Annotated in this window: 16 protein-coding genes and 1 tRNA gene; 7 read left to right on the top strand and 10 right to left on the bottom strand. The window is 73.1% G+C overall.

From position 1 onward, the window contains the following. Positions 1 to 4 precede the first annotated feature (4 nt). Positions 5 to 1,270 (top strand): serine hydroxymethyltransferase, encoded by a 1,266-nt coding sequence (gene glyA, locus C8E97_RS27290; RefSeq protein WP_121008273.1) that lies wholly within the window; start codon positions 5 to 7, stop codon positions 1,268 to 1,270. A 92-nt stretch (positions 1,271 to 1,362) separates the two neighbouring features. On the opposite strand, the gene C8E97_RS27285 is transcribed toward glyA, so the two are convergent. After that, the gene (locus C8E97_RS27285; RefSeq protein ID WP_147455252.1) at positions 1,363 to 1,821 is read right to left on the bottom strand and encodes a hypothetical protein; all 459 of its coding nucleotides are present in this window, start codon (positions 1,819 to 1,821) and stop codon (positions 1,363 to 1,365) included. Between the two features lie 441 nt (positions 1,822 to 2,262). On the opposite strand from C8E97_RS27285, the gene C8E97_RS27280 reads away from it, so the two are divergent. Next, complete coding sequence (locus C8E97_RS27280) at positions 2,263 to 4,320, top strand: S9 family peptidase (protein ID WP_121012517.1); 2,058 nt, start codon at positions 2,263 to 2,265, stop codon at positions 4,318 to 4,320. 60 nt (positions 4,321 to 4,380) lie between these two features. Here C8E97_RS27280 and C8E97_RS27275 read toward each other — a convergent pair whose 3' ends face one another. From C8E97_RS27275 to C8E97_RS27260, 4 genes are all read right to left on the bottom strand, one after another. After that, on the bottom strand, positions 4,381 to 5,223 hold the full coding sequence (locus C8E97_RS27275) for a spermidine synthase (RefSeq protein WP_121008271.1): 843 nt from the start codon (positions 5,221 to 5,223) through the stop codon (positions 4,381 to 4,383). Continuing rightward, positions 5,220 to 5,630: an adenosylmethionine decarboxylase gene (speD, locus tag C8E97_RS27270; RefSeq protein ID WP_121008270.1), complete on the bottom strand. Its 411-nt coding sequence runs from the start codon at positions 5,628 to 5,630 to the stop codon at positions 5,220 to 5,222. Before speD ends, C8E97_RS27275 begins: the two co-directional genes overlap by 4 nt. 57 nt (positions 5,631 to 5,687) lie before the next feature. Then, entirely contained in the window at positions 5,688 to 6,875 is a 1,188-nt protein-coding gene (locus tag C8E97_RS27265; RefSeq protein WP_121008269.1) for a type III PLP-dependent enzyme, read from the bottom strand. A 74-nt stretch (positions 6,876 to 6,949) separates the two neighbouring features. Next, positions 6,950 to 8,296: a metallophosphoesterase gene (locus C8E97_RS27260; protein WP_342776278.1), complete on the bottom strand. Its 1,347-nt coding sequence runs from the start codon at positions 8,294 to 8,296 to the stop codon at positions 6,950 to 6,952. Between the two features lie 178 nt (positions 8,297 to 8,474). On the opposite strand from C8E97_RS27260, the gene pabB reads away from it, so the two are divergent. Continuing rightward, positions 8,475 to 10,532: an aminodeoxychorismate synthase component I gene (pabB, locus tag C8E97_RS27255; RefSeq protein ID WP_121008268.1), complete on the top strand. Its 2,058-nt coding sequence runs from the start codon at positions 8,475 to 8,477 to the stop codon at positions 10,530 to 10,532. 105 nt (positions 10,533 to 10,637) lie between these two features. Here pabB and C8E97_RS27250 read toward each other — a convergent pair whose 3' ends face one another. Further along, entirely contained in the window at positions 10,638 to 10,979 is a 342-nt protein-coding gene (locus C8E97_RS27250) for a histone-like nucleoid-structuring protein Lsr2 (protein ID WP_121008267.1), read from the bottom strand. A gap of 278 nt (positions 10,980 to 11,257) precedes the next feature. Between C8E97_RS27250 and C8E97_RS27245 the strand changes: the two genes are divergently transcribed. Further along, on the top strand, positions 11,258 to 11,539 hold the full coding sequence (locus C8E97_RS27245) for a metal-sensitive transcriptional regulator (protein WP_121008266.1): 282 nt from the start codon (positions 11,258 to 11,260) through the stop codon (positions 11,537 to 11,539). A gap of 105 nt (positions 11,540 to 11,644) precedes the next feature. Then, a tRNA-Leu gene (locus tag C8E97_RS27240) sits at positions 11,645 to 11,718 on the top strand. 312 nt (positions 11,719 to 12,030) lie between these two features. Here C8E97_RS27240 and C8E97_RS27235 read toward each other — a convergent pair. After that, positions 12,031 to 12,936 (bottom strand): helix-turn-helix domain-containing protein, encoded by a 906-nt coding sequence (locus C8E97_RS27235; RefSeq protein ID WP_121008265.1) that lies wholly within the window; start codon positions 12,934 to 12,936, stop codon positions 12,031 to 12,033. 164 nt (positions 12,937 to 13,100) lie between these two features. Between C8E97_RS27235 and C8E97_RS27230 the strand changes: the two genes are divergently transcribed. Then, complete coding sequence (locus tag C8E97_RS27230) at positions 13,101 to 14,015, top strand: alpha/beta hydrolase family protein (protein ID WP_121008264.1); 915 nt, start codon at positions 13,101 to 13,103, stop codon at positions 14,013 to 14,015. Positions 14,016 to 14,454: 439 nt separating this feature from the next. On the opposite strand, the gene C8E97_RS27220 is transcribed toward C8E97_RS27230, so the two are convergent. The 3 genes from C8E97_RS27220 to C8E97_RS27210 all read right to left on the bottom strand — a co-directional run bounded on the left by C8E97_RS27220 (position 14,455) and on the right by C8E97_RS27210 (position 17,856). Continuing rightward, entirely contained in the window at positions 14,455 to 15,636 is a 1,182-nt protein-coding gene (locus C8E97_RS27220; RefSeq protein ID WP_121008263.1) for a M35 family metallo-endopeptidase, read from the bottom strand. A 505-nt stretch (positions 15,637 to 16,141) separates the two neighbouring features. Next, on the bottom strand, positions 16,142 to 17,401 hold the full coding sequence (locus tag C8E97_RS27215) for an RNA polymerase sigma factor (RefSeq protein WP_211347289.1): 1,260 nt from the start codon (positions 17,399 to 17,401) through the stop codon (positions 16,142 to 16,144). 83 nt (positions 17,402 to 17,484) lie between these two features. Continuing rightward, positions 17,485 to 17,856 carry a YciI family protein gene (locus C8E97_RS27210; RefSeq protein WP_121008261.1) on the bottom strand — a complete coding sequence of 124 codons (372 nt, stop codon included), beginning with the start codon at positions 17,854 to 17,856 and terminating at the stop codon, positions 17,485 to 17,487. Positions 17,857 to 18,049: 193 nt separating this feature from the next. Here C8E97_RS27210 and C8E97_RS27205 point away from each other — a divergent pair, with 193 nt between their 5' ends. After that, positions 18,050 to 18,478 (top strand): hypothetical protein, encoded by a 429-nt coding sequence (locus C8E97_RS27205; RefSeq protein WP_121008260.1) that lies wholly within the window; start codon positions 18,050 to 18,052, stop codon positions 18,476 to 18,478. The last annotated feature ends 143 nt before the right edge of the window (positions 18,479 to 18,621 follow it).

Raw genomic sequence — 18,621 nt, 5'->3', positions numbered from 1 at the left:
CCACATGTCCGAGCACTTCAACACCTCCCTCGCGGAGTTCGACCCGGAGGTCGCCGAGGCCGTCGCCGCCGAGCTCGGCCGGCAGCAGGGCACCCTGGAGATGATCGCCTCCGAGAACTTCACCCCGGTGTCGGTGCTCCAGGCGCAGGGCTCGGTGCTGACCAACAAGTACGCCGAGGGCTACCCCGGCCGGCGCTACTACGGCGGGTGCGAGCACGTCGACGTCATCGAGCGACTGGCGATCTCGCGGGTGAAGGAGCTGTTCGGGGCGGCGTTCGCGAACGTGCAGCCGCACTCGGGCGCGCAGGCCAACGCGTGCGCCATGTTCGCCCTGCTCAAGCCCGGCGACACCATCCTCGGGCTGGACCTGGCGCACGGCGGGCACCTCACGCACGGCATGCGGATCAACTTCTCGGGCAAGCTGTACGACGTGGTGCCGTACCACGTGTCCGATGTGGACGGTCGGGTGGACATGGCCGAGGTGGAGCGGCTGGCCGCCGAGCACCGGCCGAAGCTGATCGTCGCGGGCTGGTCGGCCTACCCCCGGCAGCTGGACTTCGCGGAGTTCCGGCGGATCGCCGACTCGGTCGACGCCTACCTCATGGTGGACATGGCGCACTTCGCGGGCCTGGTCGCGGCCGGCCTGCACCCGAGCCCGGTGCCGCACGCGCACGTCGTCACCACGACGACGCACAAGACGCTGGGCGGCCCGCGCGGCGGCGTGATCCTGACCAACGACGCCGACCTCGCCAAGAAGATCAACTCGGCGGTGTTCCCCGGCCAGCAGGGCGGGCCGCTGGAGCACGTGATCGCGGGCAAGGCGGTGGCGTTCAAGCACGCCGCGTCGCCGGAGTTCGCCGACCGCCAGCGCCGCACCGTCGAGGGCGCGCGCATCCTCGCCGACCGGCTGTCGCGGCCCGACGCGGCGGCGGCCGGCGTGAAGGTGCTGACCGGCGGCACGGACGTCCACCTGGTGCTGGTCGACCTGGTGGACTCCGAGCTGGACGGCAAGCAGGCCGAGGACCGCCTGCACGAGGTGGGCATCACGGTCAACCGCAACGCGGTCCCGAACGACCCGCGCCCGCCGATGGTGACCTCGGGCCTGCGGATCGGCACGCCCGCGCTGGCCACGCGCGGGTTCGGCGCGGCGGACTTCACCGAGGTGGCCGACATCATCGCGGCGGCGCTCCAGCCGTCGCCGGACCTGGCGGACCTCCGCGCGCGGGTCGAGGTGCTGGCGGCCAAGCACCCGCTGTACCCGTCGCTGTAAGGCTCCTCGCGGCAGGCGTGGTCCCCCGGCTCGGCACCGAGCCGGGGGACCACGCCGTTCGAGGGGTGCGCATCGCCCTTCGGGCGGGGGGATCACGCCGTTCGAGGGGGTCCGGCGGGGGGATCACGCCGGTCGAGGGAGTCCTTGTCGAACCGGTACAGGGTGCGGCCCGCGCCGTCCGGCACGACCTCGCCCATCTTCGGCACGCTCTTCGCCACGAGCGTCACCGGGGGTGCTTCGGCCGGTGCGGCGGCGGGTTCGGGCGCGCCGGACCGGGTCGCGGCGGGTTGCCGCGCGGCTCCCGGCACGTCGGGTCGCGGCGCGGCGGTTTCGGGCGCGGCGGGTCGCGGCGCGGTGCGGCCGGCGGGGGTCGTGGCGGCAGGCGCGGCCGGGGCGTCGGGGTAGCCGGCGCGGGCGGCGGCGTCCACCGGACCGGTCCGCGCGGTGCTCGCGTCCCGCACGCCCACGGCGCCGGGATTCCAGACGACCAGCGCGAGCACGGCCGCCAAGCCGCCCGCGACGGCGACGGCGATGCGGTTGCGTCGGATCACGGTCAACTCCTCCTCGGTCCGTCGATCGCTGTACCGACCACCACGCGCACGTCGTAGGGCCGGTTCGGCGCGGGGTCCGGGACAGGGGTCGGGCGCGCCGGGACCCTCAGGCGGCAGCGCGTCGGCTCCGCGGCGATGTCGTGTTTTCGGGGGAACCTGTATCCGAGTGATGTCAGTGACTGACATCACCGCCTGTCGCCTCGCTCCGCGACCTGGTCGGGAGGGGTCGGCGCGCCGCGTCGTCCCGCCGGGACGCGATCCGACGGGCGGGACCCGCCGGCGGACCGGGCCGTCGTGACCACGCGTCCTGTGTGGACGCCGGACGGGGGCCACGCGCACGTCCACCCGTGCGGACGCCGATCCGGACGGCGGCGCGCGGACGGCCGACCGCGCCGGAGGACGTTCGTGGAGGCGTCGGCGACCAGGACATAAGGTGTGCCCGTGGGCAACGAGACCTCCTTCCCGCGCCAGCACGCGCGCACCCAGCGGTTCACCCTCGGGGCTCCGCGGACCTTCACCGTCACACCCGACGGCGGCCACGTGTACTTCCTGCGCACCGCCGCGGCCACGAGCCGGGCGAACGGCCTGTGGGCGTTCGACACCGCCACCGGCGCCGAGCGGCTGCTGGTGGACCCGAACACGCTGCTCACCGACCCGGAGGACCTGTCGCCGGAGGAGCGGGCGCGGCGCGAGCGCACCCGCGAGCAGGCCGCGGGCATCGTCGGGTACGCCACGGACACCGACGTGACGCGAGCCGCGTTCGCCTTGTCCGGGCGGCTGTTCGTGGTCGAGCTGGCGTCCGGCTCGGTGCGCGAGCTGCCGGCCGGCGGCAGCGTCGTCGACCCCCGGCCGGACCCGACCGGCCGCCGGGTCGGGTACGTCGCGAACGGCGCGCTGCACGTCGTGGACCTGGAGTCCGGCGAGGACCGGGCGCTCGCCGAGCCGAACGGGCCGGACGTCACGTGGGGCCTGGCCGAGTTCATCGCGGCCGAGGAGATGAGCCGCTTCCGCGGCTACTGGTTCTCCCCGGACGGCGAGCACGTGCTGGCCGCGCGGGTGGACAACGCGCCGGTGGCGCGCTGGCACATCGCCGACCCCGCCAACCCGGCGACGCCGGCCGCCGAGATCGCCTACCCGGCGGCGGGCACGGCCAACGCGGTCGTCGAGGTCTTCGTGCTCGGCCTGGACGGCGGCCGCGAGCCGGTCGAGTGGGACCGCGCCGCCTTCCCGTACCTGACGACGGCGAACTGGTCCGCGCACGGCCGCCCGCTGCTCCAGGTGCAGTCCCGCGACCAGCGCCGCGTCCAGGTCCTCGCCGCGGGACCGGACGGGGTCGAGGTGGTCGCCGACGACACCGACCCGCACTGGCTGGAGATCGTGCCCGGCGCGCCGGCGTGGACGCCGGACGGCCGGCTGCTGCGGGTGCTGCCGGTCGACGGCGCGAACCGGCTGCTGGTGGGCGACGAGGTGTGGACGCCGGACGGCTTCCAGGTGCGCGCGGTGCTCGACGTCGCCGCCGACGTCCTGGTCACCGCGTCCACCGACGACCCGACCCAGGTGCACGTGTACCGCGTGACGGCGGGCGGTGTCGAGCGCGTGTCCACTGAGGACGGTGTGCACGGCGCGGTGCGCGGCGGCGACGTCACGGTCCTGTCCTCCAGCGGGCTCGGGCACTTCGGCGCGAGGACCACCGTGTCGACCGGCGGGGAGATCGCCTCGTTCGCCGAGACGCCGGTGCTCACCCCGGACGTGCGGCTGCTGACCGTCGGCGAGCGCGGCCTGCGCGCCGCGCTGCTGTTCCCCGCCGGCCACGTCGCGGGCACGAAGCTCCCCGTGCTGCTCGACCCGTACGGCGGGCCGCACGCCCAGCGGGTGCTCAGCGCCCGCAACGCCTACCTGGCCTCGCAGTGGTTGGCGGACCAGGGCTTCGCGGTGCTCGTGGTGGACGGCCGCGGCACGCCCGGCCGCGGGCCGGAGTGGGAGCGGGCCATCGCGTTCGACTTCGCGGGCGCCACGCTGGACGACCAGGTCGACGCGCTGCACGCCGTCGCCGCGCGGGAGCCCGACCTGGACCTGACCAGGGTCGCCATCCGGGGCTGGTCCTACGGCGGCTACCTGTCGGCGCTGGCCGTGCTGCGCCGCCCGGACGTGTTCCACGCGGGCATCGCGGGCGCGCCGGTCACCGACTGGCGGCTCTACGACACCCACTACACCGAGCGGTACCTGGGGCACCCGGACGAGCGGCCCGAGGTGTACGACGCGAACTCGCTGATCGCCGACGCGCCCGCGCTGGAGCGCCCGCTGATGATCGTGCACGGCCTGGCGGACGACAACGTCGTGGCGGCGCACACGCTGCGCCTGTCGTCGGCGCTGCTGGCGGCCGGCCGGCCGCACACCGTGCTGCCGCTGTCCGGCGTCACGCACATGACGCCGCAGGAGCAGGTGGCGGAGAACCTGCTGCTGCTCCAGGTGGAGTTCCTGAAGCGGTCCCTGGGCTGAGCACGGGAGAGGCCCGTTCCCCCTTGCGCCGCAACGGGGAACGGGCCTCCGCCGAACAGGTCAGGCGAGCGACCGCCGCACCTGGTACGGCGGGATCGAGTTGCCCAGCAGCGCCAGGTCGTCGATCGTCTCCGGCCGGTAGCCGCACTTCGGCAACCGCTCGGTCATCAGCGCGGTCGGGTCGGCCACCTCGTCGGCGCGCCCGAACAGGTACGCCCACTCGTGCTCGTCCGAGCCGTAGTACGCGACCGTGCCGAACACGTCGTTGAAGCGCCGCCAGGACCGGATCAGCGTGCCGTTGCGCCACATGGTCTGGCACCCGGCCTGCGTCACCACCACGCCGCCCGGCGTGAGGAGCGCCTTGCACATGCGCAGGAACTCCTCGCCGTACAGGCGGTTGTGCTGCGCCTCTTCCTCGCGCTCGTCCGGCAGGTCCACCAGGACGATGTCGTAGCGCTCGGACGTGGTGCGGATGTGCTCCCAGCCGTCGGTGTACCGGACGCGCACCGGGCCCTCGCCCCGTTCCGCCGCGGCCAGCTCCTCGACCGTGTAGCCGTACGGCAGGTGCTCCGCGCACAGCTTCACGGCTTCTTCGTCGATGTCGACGTGGTCGACGACGGACGCGCCCGCCGCGACGGCCATCTGGCACACCACGCCCTCGCTCGACCCGATGACCAGCACGCGGTCCACGCGGTCGGCGAGCAGCAGCGCGGGCACCATCAGCGCCTCGTGGTAGGTCAACTGGCTGAACTCGGTGCTCTGCCGGTCGTCGTCGCAGAACAGCGACAACCCCTGCGACGTGCGGGCGATCACCAGGTGCTGGAACTTCGTCCGGGTGTCGACGACGACGTCCTCGACGTCCCAGAGCCTGGTCAGACCGGCCGCGAGCGGTTCGCGGATCAAGACTTCTCCTCACCGACGAGCGCGGGGACCTGCGTGCCCCGGCTGATCATGTCCACCCGTGCGGACCCCGCGCCCAGCGCGTCCGCCAGCAACTGCGCCGCGAGCGCGGGATCGGCGCGCGTGCCACACGTGAAAACGTCCACGAACACCGCCCCGACCTCGGGGTAGGTGTGGATGGACGCGTGCGATTCCGACAGCAGGGCCAGCACGGTGACCCCTTGCGGCTCGAACTGCTTGGAGACCACCTCCAGGACCGTGGCGCCGGCCTGGGTGAGCGCCTCACCGAGCGCGTGTCGCAGGAACCGCTCGTCGTCGAGCAGTTCCGGGCTCACACCTTCGAGCTCGGCGAGCACGTGCTGTCCTGCGAACAAGCCGACCGGCTCGGTTTCGCACGGGACTTCGGACATCAATCACTCCAAACATCTTCTGAAGGGGGTGGAGCTCGGGTGGAACGGGGAGCGCGCTCACCGCACGCAGTAGGTGGCCAACGGCTCGAACCCGTTGAAGGCCACGGAGGAGTAGCTCGCGGTGTACGCGCCGGCGCACAGCAGGTCCACGTGGTCGCCGGGCCGCAGGTCCAGCGGCAGCTCGTAGCAGGTGTCCTGGTACAGCACGTCGTCCGCGTCGCACGTCGGGCCGGCGATCACCACCGGGCCGACCGGCCCGCGGTCGGTCGGCGCGCCGGCGCGGCCGGTGCGCAGCGGGTAGGCGATCGCCTCGCCCTCGGTCTCCGCGAGGCCGCCGTAGCGGCCGATGTCGAGGAACACCCAGCGGCGTTCGTCCGAATAGGACTTCCGCGACACCAGCACGACCTCGGAGCGCAGCACGCCGGCCTCGGCGACGATCGCGCGGCCGGGCTCGACCATCACCCGCGGCGCGAAGTCGCCGAAGTGGCGGGAGATCGACGCGGTGATGGCGGCGGCGTACTCGGCCAGCGGCGGCAGCGGGTCGAGGTAGCCCGCGGGCAGGCCGCCGCCCAGGTTCACCGTGGACAGCTCGACGCCCTCGGCGCGCAGCTTCGCGGTGATGTCGGCGGCGTCGGCGATCGCGCCGTCCCAGCCGTTCGGGTCGAGCTGCTGCGAACCGGCGTGGAACGCCACGCCCAGCGGCACCAGGCCCAGTTCGCCCGAGAGGCGCAGCAGGTCCGCGGCCATCTCGGGGGAGCACCCGAACTTCTTGCCGAACGGGTAGGTGGAACCCTTGGTTTCCACCAGGATGCGCAGCAGCACGGACGCGCCCGGCGCGTGCTCGGCGATCGCGCGCACGTCGTGCTCGCTGTCGGACACGAACAGCCGCACGCCGCGCTCGTGGGCGTGGGCGATGTCGCGGGCCTTCTTGATGGGGTTGCTGTAGGAGATCGCCTCCGGCCGGGCACCGCGCGCCAGGCACAGGTCGATCTCGTTGGGGCTCGCGACGTCGAAGCACGACCCCTCGGCGGCCAGCAGCTCGACCACCTCGGGCGTCGGATTGGCCTTCACCGCGTAGAAGACGCCCACGCCGGGCAGCGCGTCACGGATCGCGGTGAACCGGTCGCGCACCGTGGGCAGGTCGATGACCAGGCACGGGGTGTCGGGTCGCTCATGGTCCAGGAAACGACGAATACGAGCTGTTGCCTCGTGGTGGAGCCGTCGGCCGGCAAAGCTCGTCTTCATCTCGCTAGGGGTCCCCCTCCGCAACCGTGTCCTGGCACGGCCGTCCACTCTAAGCGGTCCGGGTGAAGAACACGCTATCGGCGGGCGAAGTTGTGACGCAGCTCCACCACCGTGATGTCGGGCGGAGCGCCCACCCGGACCGGCGGACCCCAGAACCCGGCGCCGTTGCTGGTGTAGACCTGCGTGCCGTCGACCTCGGCCAGCCCGCTGCGCACCGGCTGCTGGAGGCCGACGGCGAGGTGGAACGGGAACATCTGGCCGCCGTGCGTGTGGCCGGACAGCTGGAGGTCCACGCCGTGCCGCGCGGCCTCGTGCGCCTGCACCGGCTGGTGCGCCAGCAGCACCACCGGGTCGCGCTCGTCCCGCCCGGCCAGGGCGCGCGCGAAGTCCGGGCCGTCGGCGAAGTTCGCGCCCGCGACGTCGTTCACCCCGGCGAGGTCGAACGCCGCGCCGGCCCGCTCGACGCGCAGCCGCTCGTTGCGCAGCGGGTGCACGTCGAGCCGGTCCAGCTCGGCCAGCCACGGCTCCGCCCCGGAGTAGTACTCGTGGTTGCCGGTGACGAAGAACGCGCCGTGCGTGCTCACCAGGTCGCGCAGCGGGGCCGCCGCCTCGCCCAGCTCCGCCACCGTGCCGTCGACCAGGTCGCCGACGATCGCCACCAGGTCCGGCTGCTGCTCGTTGATCATCCGCACGATCCGCTCGGTGTGCGCGCGGCCCAGCAGCGGGCCCAGGTGGATGTCGCTCACCACGGCGATGCGGTAGCCGGTGAGGCGCGGGTCGAGCTTGGCGAGGGTGACGGGCACCCGCTTGACGAGCGGGTCGCCCAGGGCCTGCGTCGCGCCGTACCCGACGACGCCCGCCGCCGCCACGCCGCCGACCACGGCCAGCGAGCGGGCGAGGAACAGCCGCCGGTCCGGGTCGGCCGGTCCGGCGGTCCCGCGCGGGGCCCGACCCGCGGCCGTCCCGTCGACGACCGGGGTCTTCCCCTCGGTGCCCGTCCCGTCGGTGCCCGTCCTGCCGGTGCCGGTCCTGTTCCGGGTGGTCCCGTCGGCGGCACGCGCACCCGCCGCGCCATCCCCGGCCGCCACCGGCGCGAGGTCCCCGGAGGCGGGCGCCGCCAGGTCCGCCGGGGGCGCGAGGTCGGGGCGCGCCGCCTTCCGGCGCGCCGCCCGGTGCAGCAGCGCACGGGGGACTTCGAGCAGCCCGAACGCGATCGCCAGGTAGAAGGCGCACGCCAGCCACACGTAACCGGGCCACGCCACCACGGGCGACCGGATCACCAGCCCGGCCACGAGCAGCGCGAACAACACCACGACGACACCGGTGCCCACGCGCCGCGCACGGCCGGGAGCGGTGGTGTCGCGGACGGCCCGCCGCCACACGTAGTAGTGGATCGCGCCCATCACGGCGCCGAACAGCACGATGAACAAGACCCGGCCTCCCCGTACCTCGGTGATGCCAAGTCTCCACGAACCGTCCACGTGCCGTGCAACCGTCCGGACGCCCGCGAGCGTGACCACCCCGTACCGCGCGGGACCGCGGGGCGCCTCTCCGGAGTACTCCGTCCGGGTGGCTCGGCAGGTAACGTTCCGTGCTGTCATGCGGACCCTGCTCATCGACAACCACGACTCGTTCACGTTCAACCTGTTCCAGTACCTCGCACAGGTGAACGGGCGCGAGCCGGTCGTCATCGTCAACGACGACCCGCGGTTCCGGCTGTCCGACCTGCGTCGGTTCGACAACGTGGTGCTCTCGCCCGGTCCCGGCCGCCCGCACGAGCCCGCCGACCTCGGCCTGTGCCGCGCGGTGCTCGACCACGGCGACCTGCCGCTGCTCGGCGTGTGCCTCGGCCACCAGGGGTTGTGCCTCGCCCACGGCGGGACCGTCGAGCTGGTGCCGCCCCGGCACGGCGTGGTCGACCGGGTCCGGCACACCGGGGCGGACCTGTTCGCCGGGCTGCCCTCGCCGTTGCCGGTCGTGCGGTACCACTCGCTGGCCGTGACCGCGCTGCCGGACTCGGTGGAGCCCGTGGCGTGGTCGGCGTCCGACGGGGTGCTGATGGGCGTGCGACACCGGTCACGGCCGGCGTGGGGCGTCCAGTTCCACCCCGAGTCGATCCGGACCGGGTTCGGGCACGAGCTGCTGGCGAACTTCCGGGACCTCAGCGGGGGCGGCGCGGGCGTCGCCGAGCCGTTCGCGCCCCCGGCGGCCGGGCGCGCGGAGACCGGGAGCGGGGAGACCGGGCGCGGGGTCACCGCGCGTGGGACGGCCGCGCACGAGGTGACCGTGCGGCGGCTGGACCTGCACCCCGACCCGGAACAGGTGTTCCACGCGCTGTACGGGTCGTCGCCGACGGCGTTCTGGCTCGACAGCAGCCTGGTGGGTGAGCGGGGCCGGTTCTCGATCATGGGCGACGCGAGCGGCCCGCTGGCGCGGGTCGCCACCTACGACGTGGGGACCGGCCGGGTCACCGTCGGCGGCGAGTCGTTCGACGGGCCGTTCCTGGACTGGCTGGAGGCCGACCTGGCGGCCAACCGGGTGATCGCCCCCGACGTGCCGTTCGACTTCGCCCTCGGCTGGGTCGGGTACCTCGGGTACGAGCTGAAGGCCGAGTGCGGCGGCGCGGCGGCGCACCGCTCGGAGCAGCCGGACGCGGCGTTCGTGTTCGCCGACCGGGCGCTCGTCTTCGACCACCTGGAGCGGTCCGTCCACCTGGTGGCGCTGACCGGCTCGGACGGCTGGCTGGACCGCACGGCGGCGTTCCTGGAGGCGTTCGACGCGCCCCGCGCGGAGCCGCCAGGGGTGGTCGCGGCGGCGGGGTCCGTGCGGCTGCGGCACGACCGGGCGCAATACCTCAAACTGGTGGACGCGTGCCAGGAGGCCATCACGGCGGGTGAGAGTTACGAGGTGTGCCTGACGAACGCGGTGACCTGGCGCGGCGCGGTCGACCCGTGGCAGGCGTACCGGTTCCTGCGTGCGGAAAGCCCGGCCCCGTTCGGCGCGTTGCTCCGTTTCGACGCGCTGTCGGTGCTCAGCACTTCCCCCGAGCGGTTCATCCGGGTGGACCGACGGGGTGTCGTGGAATCGGAGCCAATCAAGGGTACGCGGCCGCGCGGCGCGACGGCCGAGGCCGACGAGGCTTTGCGCGCGGGCTTGGCCACCAGCCCCAAGGACCGCGCCGAGAACCTGATGATCGTGGACCTCGTCCGCAATGATCTGGGCCATTGCGCGGAAGTCGGCAGCGTCGAGGTGCCCAGGCTGTTCGCCGTGGAGAGCTACGCGACCGTGCACCAGCTCGTCAGCACCGTTCGGGCGAGACTTCGGGCCGGCAGTTCGGCCGTGGCCGCGGTTAGGGCGGCGTTCCCCGGCGGCTCGATGACCGGCGCGCCCAAGATCCGGACAATGCAGATCATCGACGGGCTGGAAGCCGGGCCGCGGGGTGTCTACTCCGGTGCCCTGGGTTACTTCTCCCTGTCCGGAACGGCCGACTTCAGCATCGTCATCCGGACGCTGGTGGCGGACCTGGACAAGGTGAGTTTCGGCGTGGGCGGGGCGGTCATCGCCCTGTCCGACCCGGCCGAGGAATTCGAGGAGACCGCCGTCAAGGCGACGGCCCTGCTCAGGCTGCTGGGCTCGGCGTTTCCAGGCCGGGCGTGAATGCCCGCCGCCCGGCGGCCGCCCGACCCGCCTGACCTGCGGCGTCCGGGGGTTTCCCCCGCGGCCGGTTTGTCGGCGACCGCGGGGGAAACACGCCGGGTGCGGTCAGGAGGCGTGCGCTTCCTGGAACTGCACGACCAGGCCCTGGGGAATGCGGCCCCGGTCGGAGATCTGGTGACCCTGCGCCCGCGCCCAGTCTCGAATGGCCTGCGCCTGGGCCTTGTCACCAGCCTTTACCGTGCTCTTGCCGCTACCCTTGCGCTGCTTGCGCCCGCCGGCGCGGCGCGCCTTGGCGACGAAGTCGGCCAGGGACTCGCGGAGCTTGTCCGCATTGTCCTTGGAGAGGTCGATGGAGTACTCCACACCGTCCAGCGCGAAGGTCACGGTCTCGGCGGCTTCGCTGCCGTCGAGGTCGTCGATGAGTTGGACGACGGTCTGCTGTGCCACTGTTCCTCCGTGTGTGCTCGCATAGCGCGTGTTGCCGTCGTAGTATCTGCGCCACACGCTTCGGACGTCACCATAGTGCACGGAAGGAATATCGCCTAACCTTTCGACGCGAAAATGTGACTGATGCCCCCGGACGGGTCATTTCGCGGGCTAAACCAGTGGTCCTGAAATGTGAGGACACCCTGGCCGGCCACAGGTGGTGCCCGTCACACCCGGACGGGTGGCCTATCCTGGGGTGCGGGATACCCGCCCAGGGTAGGGAAGGCCGGGAGCGCGCGATGCACGGTTACACAGGGGACAAGGACGCCTACCTCAAGCGCCTGCGCCGCATCGAGGGTCAGGTCCGGGGCCTCCAGCGCATGGTCGAGAACGACGAGTACTGCATCGACGTCCTGACCCAGATCTCGGCGGCGACGAAGGCGCTCCAGGCGGTGTCGCTCGGCCTGCTGGACGAGCACCTGAAGCACTGCGTGGCCCAGGCGGCGGCCGAGGGCGGCCAGGTGGCCGACGAGAAGATCGCCGAGGCGTCCGCGGCGATCGGCCGCCTGGTCCGCTCGTAATCCACCCCGCGCGGCCCGCTCGGTTACGGTCGACGTGGACCGGGCCGCCGCGCCCGAGGGGTACGCGGCGGTCCGTCCGCCTGATCCAGTAGAGTGCTCACCCACGCCCCCGTAGCCCAATCGGCAGAGGCAGCGGACTCAAAATCCGTCCAGTGTGCGTTCGAGTCGCACCGGGGGCACCCCATGAGAACGCGGAACGGGACCGCCACCCCGATGGGCGACGGTCCTGTTCCGCGTTCTCGTGTATGCGCTGCCGGCGGCGTTGCCGTGCCTCGTCGAGCGGGATGACCGCCGCGTCGCGGGCCGTGCGGTCGGCAGGAAAGCTTCGACGGCACGTTGGGTGGCAAGAGTCCGGCTCGGGTGACGCGAGCGCTCGAAGCGGGGACCCATCGCACGTCGGCAGCGGCCGCCGACGTGGTCCGACCCCTGCTTCCACGAGCCCCTTGCCCTGCCGATGGCGTCCGCCGCCGGCCTTCCCACCGCGGAGATGCTCAACCGTCCTTCCGCGGGTCCGGTGGCTGATTGGCCGGCACGGCGGGCGGGGTTCCCTGGTGGTGGGTGGTGGTCCAGGAGGCGAGGATCCTGAGCTTGTCGTCGGCGGGCGTGCCGGGTTCGGCGGTCCAGGTGATGAGTTGCTGTTCGGGGTCGGCGGTGCAGGTGAGCGTGTCCCAGTCGAGGGTGACGTCGCCCACCACGGGGTGCCGGAGGGTCTTGGTGCCGATGCGTCTGCCCACGACGTGGTGGGCCGCCCACCACTGGCGGAACCGCGGGTCCTGCACGGACAGCTCTCCTACCAGCGCGATCAACTGCGGGTCGTCGGGGTAGGTCGCGGCTTCCCTGCGCAGCAGCGCCACACAGGTGTGGGCCACGGCCTCCCAGTCGGTGTAGAGGGCCCGCATGGCGGGGTCGGTGAACATGAGTCGGAGGTAGTTGCGCTGCTTGTCCGGGATCTGCCCGAAGTCGGTGATGAGGGCGGCGGCGAGCGGATTCCAGGCCACGATGTCCATGCGTCGCCCCAGCACGATCGCGGGAATGCCGCGCAGCTCGTCGAGCAGCCGCCGCAGGGTCGGCTGGACGGTCTGCCGGGCGCGGCGCCGTGGCCGGAGGACGTCCTTGCCGGCCAGCTCGGCGAGGTACTCCCGCTGGTCGTCGTCGAGGCGCAGCGCGCGTGCCAGGGCGTCGAGCACCGCAGCCGAGGCCGGGACGCGACCCTGTTCCAGGCGAGTGTAGTAGTCGGTGCTGATCGCGGCGAGTTGGGCGACCTCTTCGCGGCGCAGGCCCGGCACCCGCCGCACGGTCCCGGTCTCGGGCAGGCCCGCTTGCCGTGGGCTCAGCTCGGCGCGGCGGGCCTTGAGGAACTCCCCCAGCTCGCTGCGGTGCGCGTCGCTGCCGGACATGCGCCTCAGTGTCGCAGCGGTGCGCGTCGTGCGCCTGGGAAGAATCCTTCCCAGGATGGCACTGTCCCCGGGAAGGGACTGTCCGTTGTAGCCCGTCGAGCGGGTCGCCACCATTGATTGCGGGTAGCCCGAATGGCCACCCCAGCGAGAGGAGATGGAGTCCCATGGGGAACGACAAGGTGCGGGAGGCGTTCGACAACTTCGTCCAGCTGTGGACCACGGGCACGACTGGAGGGCGCCGCGCACCGGTGCTGCGTCGCCCGGACGAGGTGGGCCTGTCCTACCAGGACGTCACCTTCCCGTCCATGGACGGCGTGCCGCTGGAGGGCTGGTTCATCCCGGCCGACTCGGACAAGCTGGTGATCCACAACCACTTCCTGCCCGGCAACCGCTACGGGTACCCGGGTCACCTGCCCGAGTTCGGCGGCCTGGGCGGTTTCGAGGTGAACTTCCTGCCCGAGTACCGGGCGCTGCACGACGCCGGTTACAACATCCTCGCCTACGACATGCGCAACCACGGCCTGAGCGGCCAGGGCAACGGCGGGATCGCGGGTATCGGCCTGCTCGAGTACCGGGACGTGATCGGCTCCCTGCGCTACGCCGCCGCGCGCCCCGACACCAAGGACATGCGCAAGGTGCTCCTGTCGGTGTGCCTCGGCGCCGACTCGACCGCCGTCGCCTGGTCCCGCCACCCCGAAAAGTTCACCGGGATCCAGGCCCTGGTCATGCTGCAGCCGGTCTCGGCCCGCCCGGTCGTCGAGCGGTTCGTCGAGGGCATCGGAATGGCCGACGGCTTTGCGAAGTTCGACCAGGCCGTGCACGAGCGGACCGGGTTCCACCTCGACGAGCAGACCCCGCTCCGCCACGTCCACGCGATCACGGTGCCCACGCTCGTCGCCCAGGTCCACGACGACACCATGACCCGCCCCGACGACGTCCAGGCCATCTACGACGCGCTGCCGGTCGCCGACAAGGACCTGCACTGGATCCGCGGCACCGACCGCCGCTTCGACGGCTACAACTACTTCGCCGAGCACCCCGGCATCCCGATCGACTGGTTCGACAAGCACCTCAAGTGACCGGCAGGAACAGCGACGACCCGGACAAGCGGCGATGACGGGGGCACTGGCGCCGGGCGCCGGTGGGCGGACCGCCCGGTGGGCCGTGGGCATGCCGGCGGAAGCGCAGGTCGACCTGACGCTCCTGCCGCGCGAGCGGATGCCGCTGCGGCAGCGACCTTTCGGGGTTGCGGGACCGGACCGACGCGGGGTGTGGCCGCGCCCGGACGGGCTCCACGCACCACCTGATCACCGACGGCGGCGGCGCGCCCTTGGCCGTGACGCCCACCGGCGCCGACCGCGATGACATCACCCGGCTGTTGCCGCTGCTCGACGCCGTCCCACCCGTGCGCGCACGGGTGGGACGGCCACGTCGTAGGCCCGCCGGCCGGCTGTTCGCCGATCGCGGTGCGGCGTCGCCGGGGCCGGCCCCGGGGTCGCGGCCGGCCGGAATCGGCGGCTAGACGCTGATGGACTCCGCGAAGTACTCGTGGTTGTCGGCGTTCATCACGGCCTTGGCCGGCTTGTCCTTGGCCAGCGCCTTGCACGCGGCCTGCCCGTACGCGTAGTCCTGGGTGCCGCCGTTGACGTTGTAGTGGCTCATCTCGTGGATCACGGTGCCCGCCTTGGAGTTCGTGCCGAGCGCGGGCGCCTTCCAGAACTCCGAGCAGAGGTACAGCTTGGTCGAATCGCTCGGGTAGACGTAGGCGTAGGTCGACGGGTCGCACTTGGGCGGTTCGAGGTAGTAGGTGACCACCACGTTCTCCAAGTGGCCGCGGATCTTGGTGAAGTGGCTGCGCGCCGTCGCGTAGCGCGCGTCGTCGTACGCGCCGAACCACGTCACGTACCGCTGGGTGATGGGCTTGGGCGGAGGATTCGGCAGCGCGTTGGTCGAAGCCACCGCGTACTTGTACGCGTCCTGGTGCGCCTTCTTGGTCTGCTTCTTCCGCGCCGCGGTCCCGCCCGAGAACTTCGGGTCCTTGGCGGCGGCCACGTCGACGCGGCCCTCCGGCTCGCCCGGTTCGTCGGCCGGCCCCGCGGACAGCGGCAGGCGTGGCGGCCCGCCGGCCACGACCTCGAACGTCACCGACACCTCGGCCAGGTCGACGCCCGTGAACTCGCCCGTGGTGCGCGCCGCGGGCGTCGGGCCGCTGACCACGTCACCCAGGCGCGTGGCCAGGGTGACCGTGTAGACGCCGGGCTCGGTGATCGCGTACGAGGTCGACACGTCGACCGTCGAGCGCAGCGTCTCCCCGGCGCGGACGAGCCGGTATGCCGACGGCCCCGGGTCGCCGCGCTTGATCCGCCGCCCCTCGTAGGGCAGCTCGCGGTCGCCGTGCCGGACCCGCAGGTAGTCGAACACCTCCTGGTCGGGGTTGTCCAGCGGGGTGTGCCAGGCCAGCACGGAGTAGTCCTGCCCGGACGGGTTGCGCAGGCCGAAGGCGAGCGCGATCGGCTCGCCGAGCCGGTAGCGCGGCTCGGCGGTCAGCGTCACGGCGAACCGGTCGGCCATCGCGGCGACGTCCTCGTCCCGTTCGGGCGACGCGGCAGGCCCCGGCGGCGCCGCGTTCGCGGGCGCCGGGCCGATCACCAGGAGCACGGCGGCGAGCACCGCTCCCACAGCGGCGGACGTGGTTCTCATCTCAAGGTCTCCTCACCTCGGAGTGCGGGTTCCAGGCGGTCCACCGGTGGCGCCGGACCCAGCGTCGTCCCGGCACGGGCGGCAGCGGAAGCACCTTCACCGCACCGGTGACGCGCGCTCACGCGAAGGCGTGACGGCGGCGACCGGCCGTCACCGCGATCGGTCCTCGGCGGTCGGGCCGCCGGGCGGGACGCGATCCGTCCTCGATCGGGTCACCCGGTGTCCGTGGGGTGTCGGGTGTGCTACTGCTCGTGGTCGAGGACGAGGTCCGGACGGCCGAGTCCCTCCAGAGCCGGGCTGGAGGCTCCGGCCGGGCGTGCCGCGGGTCGGTGACGTCGAGCTGGACCTCGCCACCCGCGGGCGCCGGTCCGGCGGGTCGCCGGTCCCGTTGCCGGTCGAGGAGGTCAGCGTGCGGTCGTTCCCGCTGTCCCGGCCGTGGTGCTGCCGCGCCGGTGAAGTGGTGCTCTGGCAACGGTTTCCCGTCGTCGCCGGTCACGCGCCGGCTTCACCGGTCACCCGGCGGGTCGAGGTGGTCGGCCCGCTCGCGCAGGTACCGCTGCTCGACGTGGTTGTCGGTGAGGGCGGCTGCCTCGCGGTAGCGGGCGGCCGCCTCGGCCGGGGCGCCGGTCAGCTGGAGCAGGTGGGCGCGGACGGCGCGTTCCCGTTGGCGGGTGAGGGGATCGCGGTCCAGGTGGTGGCGTCGGTTGAGGTCGTCGAGCAGCGCCAGCCCGCGTTCGGGGCCGTACGCCCTGGACACCGCGACGACCCGGCTGAGCCGGACCGGCGCGGTGGGGGAGAGCCGTTCGAGCCACAGGTAGAGCACCGCGATCCGCGGCCAGTCCGTCCGCTCGGGCGACTCGGCGGTGGCGTGCGCGGCCGCGATCATGGCCTGCAACCGGTACGGGCCGATCGCGCGCTGGTGCCGGACGCCGTCCAGCAACGCGGTCCCCTCGCGGATGAGCCCGGCGTGCCACCGCGTGCGGTCCTGCTCGTCCAACGGCACCAGCCGGCCGTCGTCGCCGGTGCGGGCCGGCTGCCGCGCCTCGGTGAGCAGCATCAGCGCCAGCAGACCGGTCACCTCGGCGGCCATCGCGTCGTCGGGCGGCAGGGTGTCGCGGAGCATCCGGGTGAGCCGGATCGCCTCGCGGGTCAGGTCGACGCGGCTGAGCCGGTCGCCTGCCGAGGTCGTGTAGCCCTCGTTGAAGACCAGGTACAGCACCTGCGCGACGGCGGCCAGCCGGTCGGCCAGGTCGGCGTCGTCGGTCGGCGGGGTGAAGCGGGCGCCCGCGCGGGCGAGCCGCTGCTTGGCGCGGCTGATCCGCGTGCCCATCGTGTTCTCCGGGACGCCGTGCGCGTGGGCGATCTCGGCGGTGGTCAGGCCACCCACCGCGCGCAGCGTGAGGGCCACGCGGGAGGTGGTCGACAGGGCGGGGTGGCAGCACAGCAGCAGCAGGGTGAGGCTGTCGTCGGTGTCCGGTGGCGGGCCGGCGTGGCGCGCGGGGTCGTGCACGGCCGACTCGGCGAGGCCGGCTTCCCGTTCGCGCCTGCGCCGGGCCTGGTCGGCGCGGAGCAGGTCGACCATCTTGCGGTAGCCGATGCGGATCAGCCAGCCGCGCGGGTTCTCCGGCACGCCGTCGGCGGGCCACGTGCGGCCGGCGGCGAGCAGCGCCTCCTGCACCGCGTCCTCGGCGACGTCGAACCGGCCGAACCGCCGCACCAGCGCGCCGAGCACCTGCGGCGCCTCGGCGCGCAGCACGTCCTCCAGGGTCGTCGCGGCGCGGTCGTCGACGCCGTCGACGCGAACGTGGCCGGCCACGCCGTCGCGCACGCCGTCTCCGGGGCCGTCGCTCACGCCGTGAAGTCCGCGCCCATGATCGGGCGGACCTCGATCGGTTCGCCCAGCGCGTCGACGATGCGCGCGGCGATCTCGACGGCGCGCTCGTGGCCGGCGACGTCGACCACGGCGAAGCTCGCCAGGACCTCCTTCAGCTCGGCGAACGGCCCGTCGGTCGCCTCCACGCCGGCGGGCGTCCTGCGGACCGTGGTGCCGACCGCGGGGTGGCCGAGTCCCGCGCTGGTGACGAACTCGCCGCTCTCGACCAGTTCCCGCTCGAACTCCTGGTACCAGGCGAACGCGGCCAGCGCCTCCGCGGAGGGCGTGTTGGCGGTGTCGGCGTCCCACGCGGCGGCCGGGGTGTAGCTGAGCAGCAGGTACTTCACGGCGGTTCCTCTTCCTCGGTCGTGCCCGGCCGGCGGTGCGCGGCGCGGGCGGGACGGGCGCCCGCCGCGACCACGTCGCGGACCCGCGGATCTCGACACGACCCGGATGTGGTGTGCGTCACGTGGATCGGGTGTCGAGGGCGTGGCGGCGGCTCCGAGGTTACGGCGAACGACCCGATCCGAGGAGGACGACATGACCGAGACGACGACCCGGCCGAGCGCCGGGCTGCGGGCACTGGACCGGCTGGTGGGCACCTGGGCGGTGACCGGCGGCGTCGAGGGGACCGTGCGGTACGAGTGGATGCCCGGCGGTTTCTTCCTGCTCCAGCACGTGGAGCTGACGCAGTCCGGTCAGCCGGTCACCGGGCTGGAGGTGATCGGCAACCTGCGGCCGTTCGGCGAACCCGTCGGCGCGGACGTGGTCTCCCGGTTCTACGACTCGACCGGCAACACCCTCGACTACACCTACGAGCTGGTCGGGGACACGCTGACCATCTGGGGCGGCGCGAAGGGCAGCCCGGCCTTCTACCGGGGCACGTTCGACGCCGACGGCACCTCGGTGGTCGGCGAGTGGACCTACCCCGGCGGTGGCGGGTACCGGTCCGCCATGACCCGGGTCTGAACCGGGGCGCCGGCGGGCAGCGGTGGCCTCCCGTCGCCGCTGCCCGCCGGTGGTCCGCGTCGCGGGAACGACCCCACGTGGCCCGCCGGAACGGGAAACGCGCCGGAGTCTTCCGCGTGTCGCTCCACGCGGGGCCCGCGGCT

The organism is Saccharothrix australiensis (assembly GCF_003634935.1).
GTDB classification, from domain to species: domain Bacteria; phylum Actinomycetota; class Actinomycetes; order Mycobacteriales; family Pseudonocardiaceae; genus Actinosynnema; species Actinosynnema australiense.
The sequence above is the reverse complement of the archived record's forward strand: the minus strand, read 5'-3'. Positions and strand labels throughout refer to the sequence as shown.

Excerpts from the sequence above, each read along its gene's own strand:
- C8E97_RS27235 (WP_121008265.1), bottom strand. The coding sequence starts at position 12,936 with ATGTCCGGCAGCGACGCGCACCGCAGCGAGCTGGGGGAGTTCCTCAAG.
- C8E97_RS27220 (WP_121008263.1), bottom strand. The coding sequence starts at position 15,636 with ATGAGAACCACGTCCGCCGCTGTGGGAGCGGTGCTCGCCGCCGTGCTC.
- glyA (WP_121008273.1), top strand. The coding sequence starts at position 5 with ATGTCCGAGCACTTCAACACCTCCCTCGCGGAGTTCGACCCGGAGGTC.
- C8E97_RS27230 (WP_121008264.1), top strand. The coding sequence starts at position 13,101 with ATGGGGAACGACAAGGTGCGGGAGGCGTTCGACAACTTCGTCCAGCTG.
- C8E97_RS27245 (WP_121008266.1), top strand. The coding sequence starts at position 11,258 with ATGCACGGTTACACAGGGGACAAGGACGCCTACCTCAAGCGCCTGCGC.
- C8E97_RS27205 (WP_121008260.1), top strand. The coding sequence starts at position 18,050 with ATGACCGAGACGACGACCCGGCCGAGCGCCGGGCTGCGGGCACTGGAC.
- speD (WP_121008270.1), bottom strand. The coding sequence starts at position 5,630 with ATGTCCGAAGTCCCGTGCGAAACCGAGCCGGTCGGCTTGTTCGCAGGA.
- C8E97_RS27265 (WP_121008269.1), bottom strand. The coding sequence starts at position 6,875 with ATGAAGACGAGCTTTGCCGGCCGACGGCTCCACCACGAGGCAACAGCT.
- pabB (WP_121008268.1), top strand. The coding sequence starts at position 8,475 with ATGCGGACCCTGCTCATCGACAACCACGACTCGTTCACGTTCAACCTG.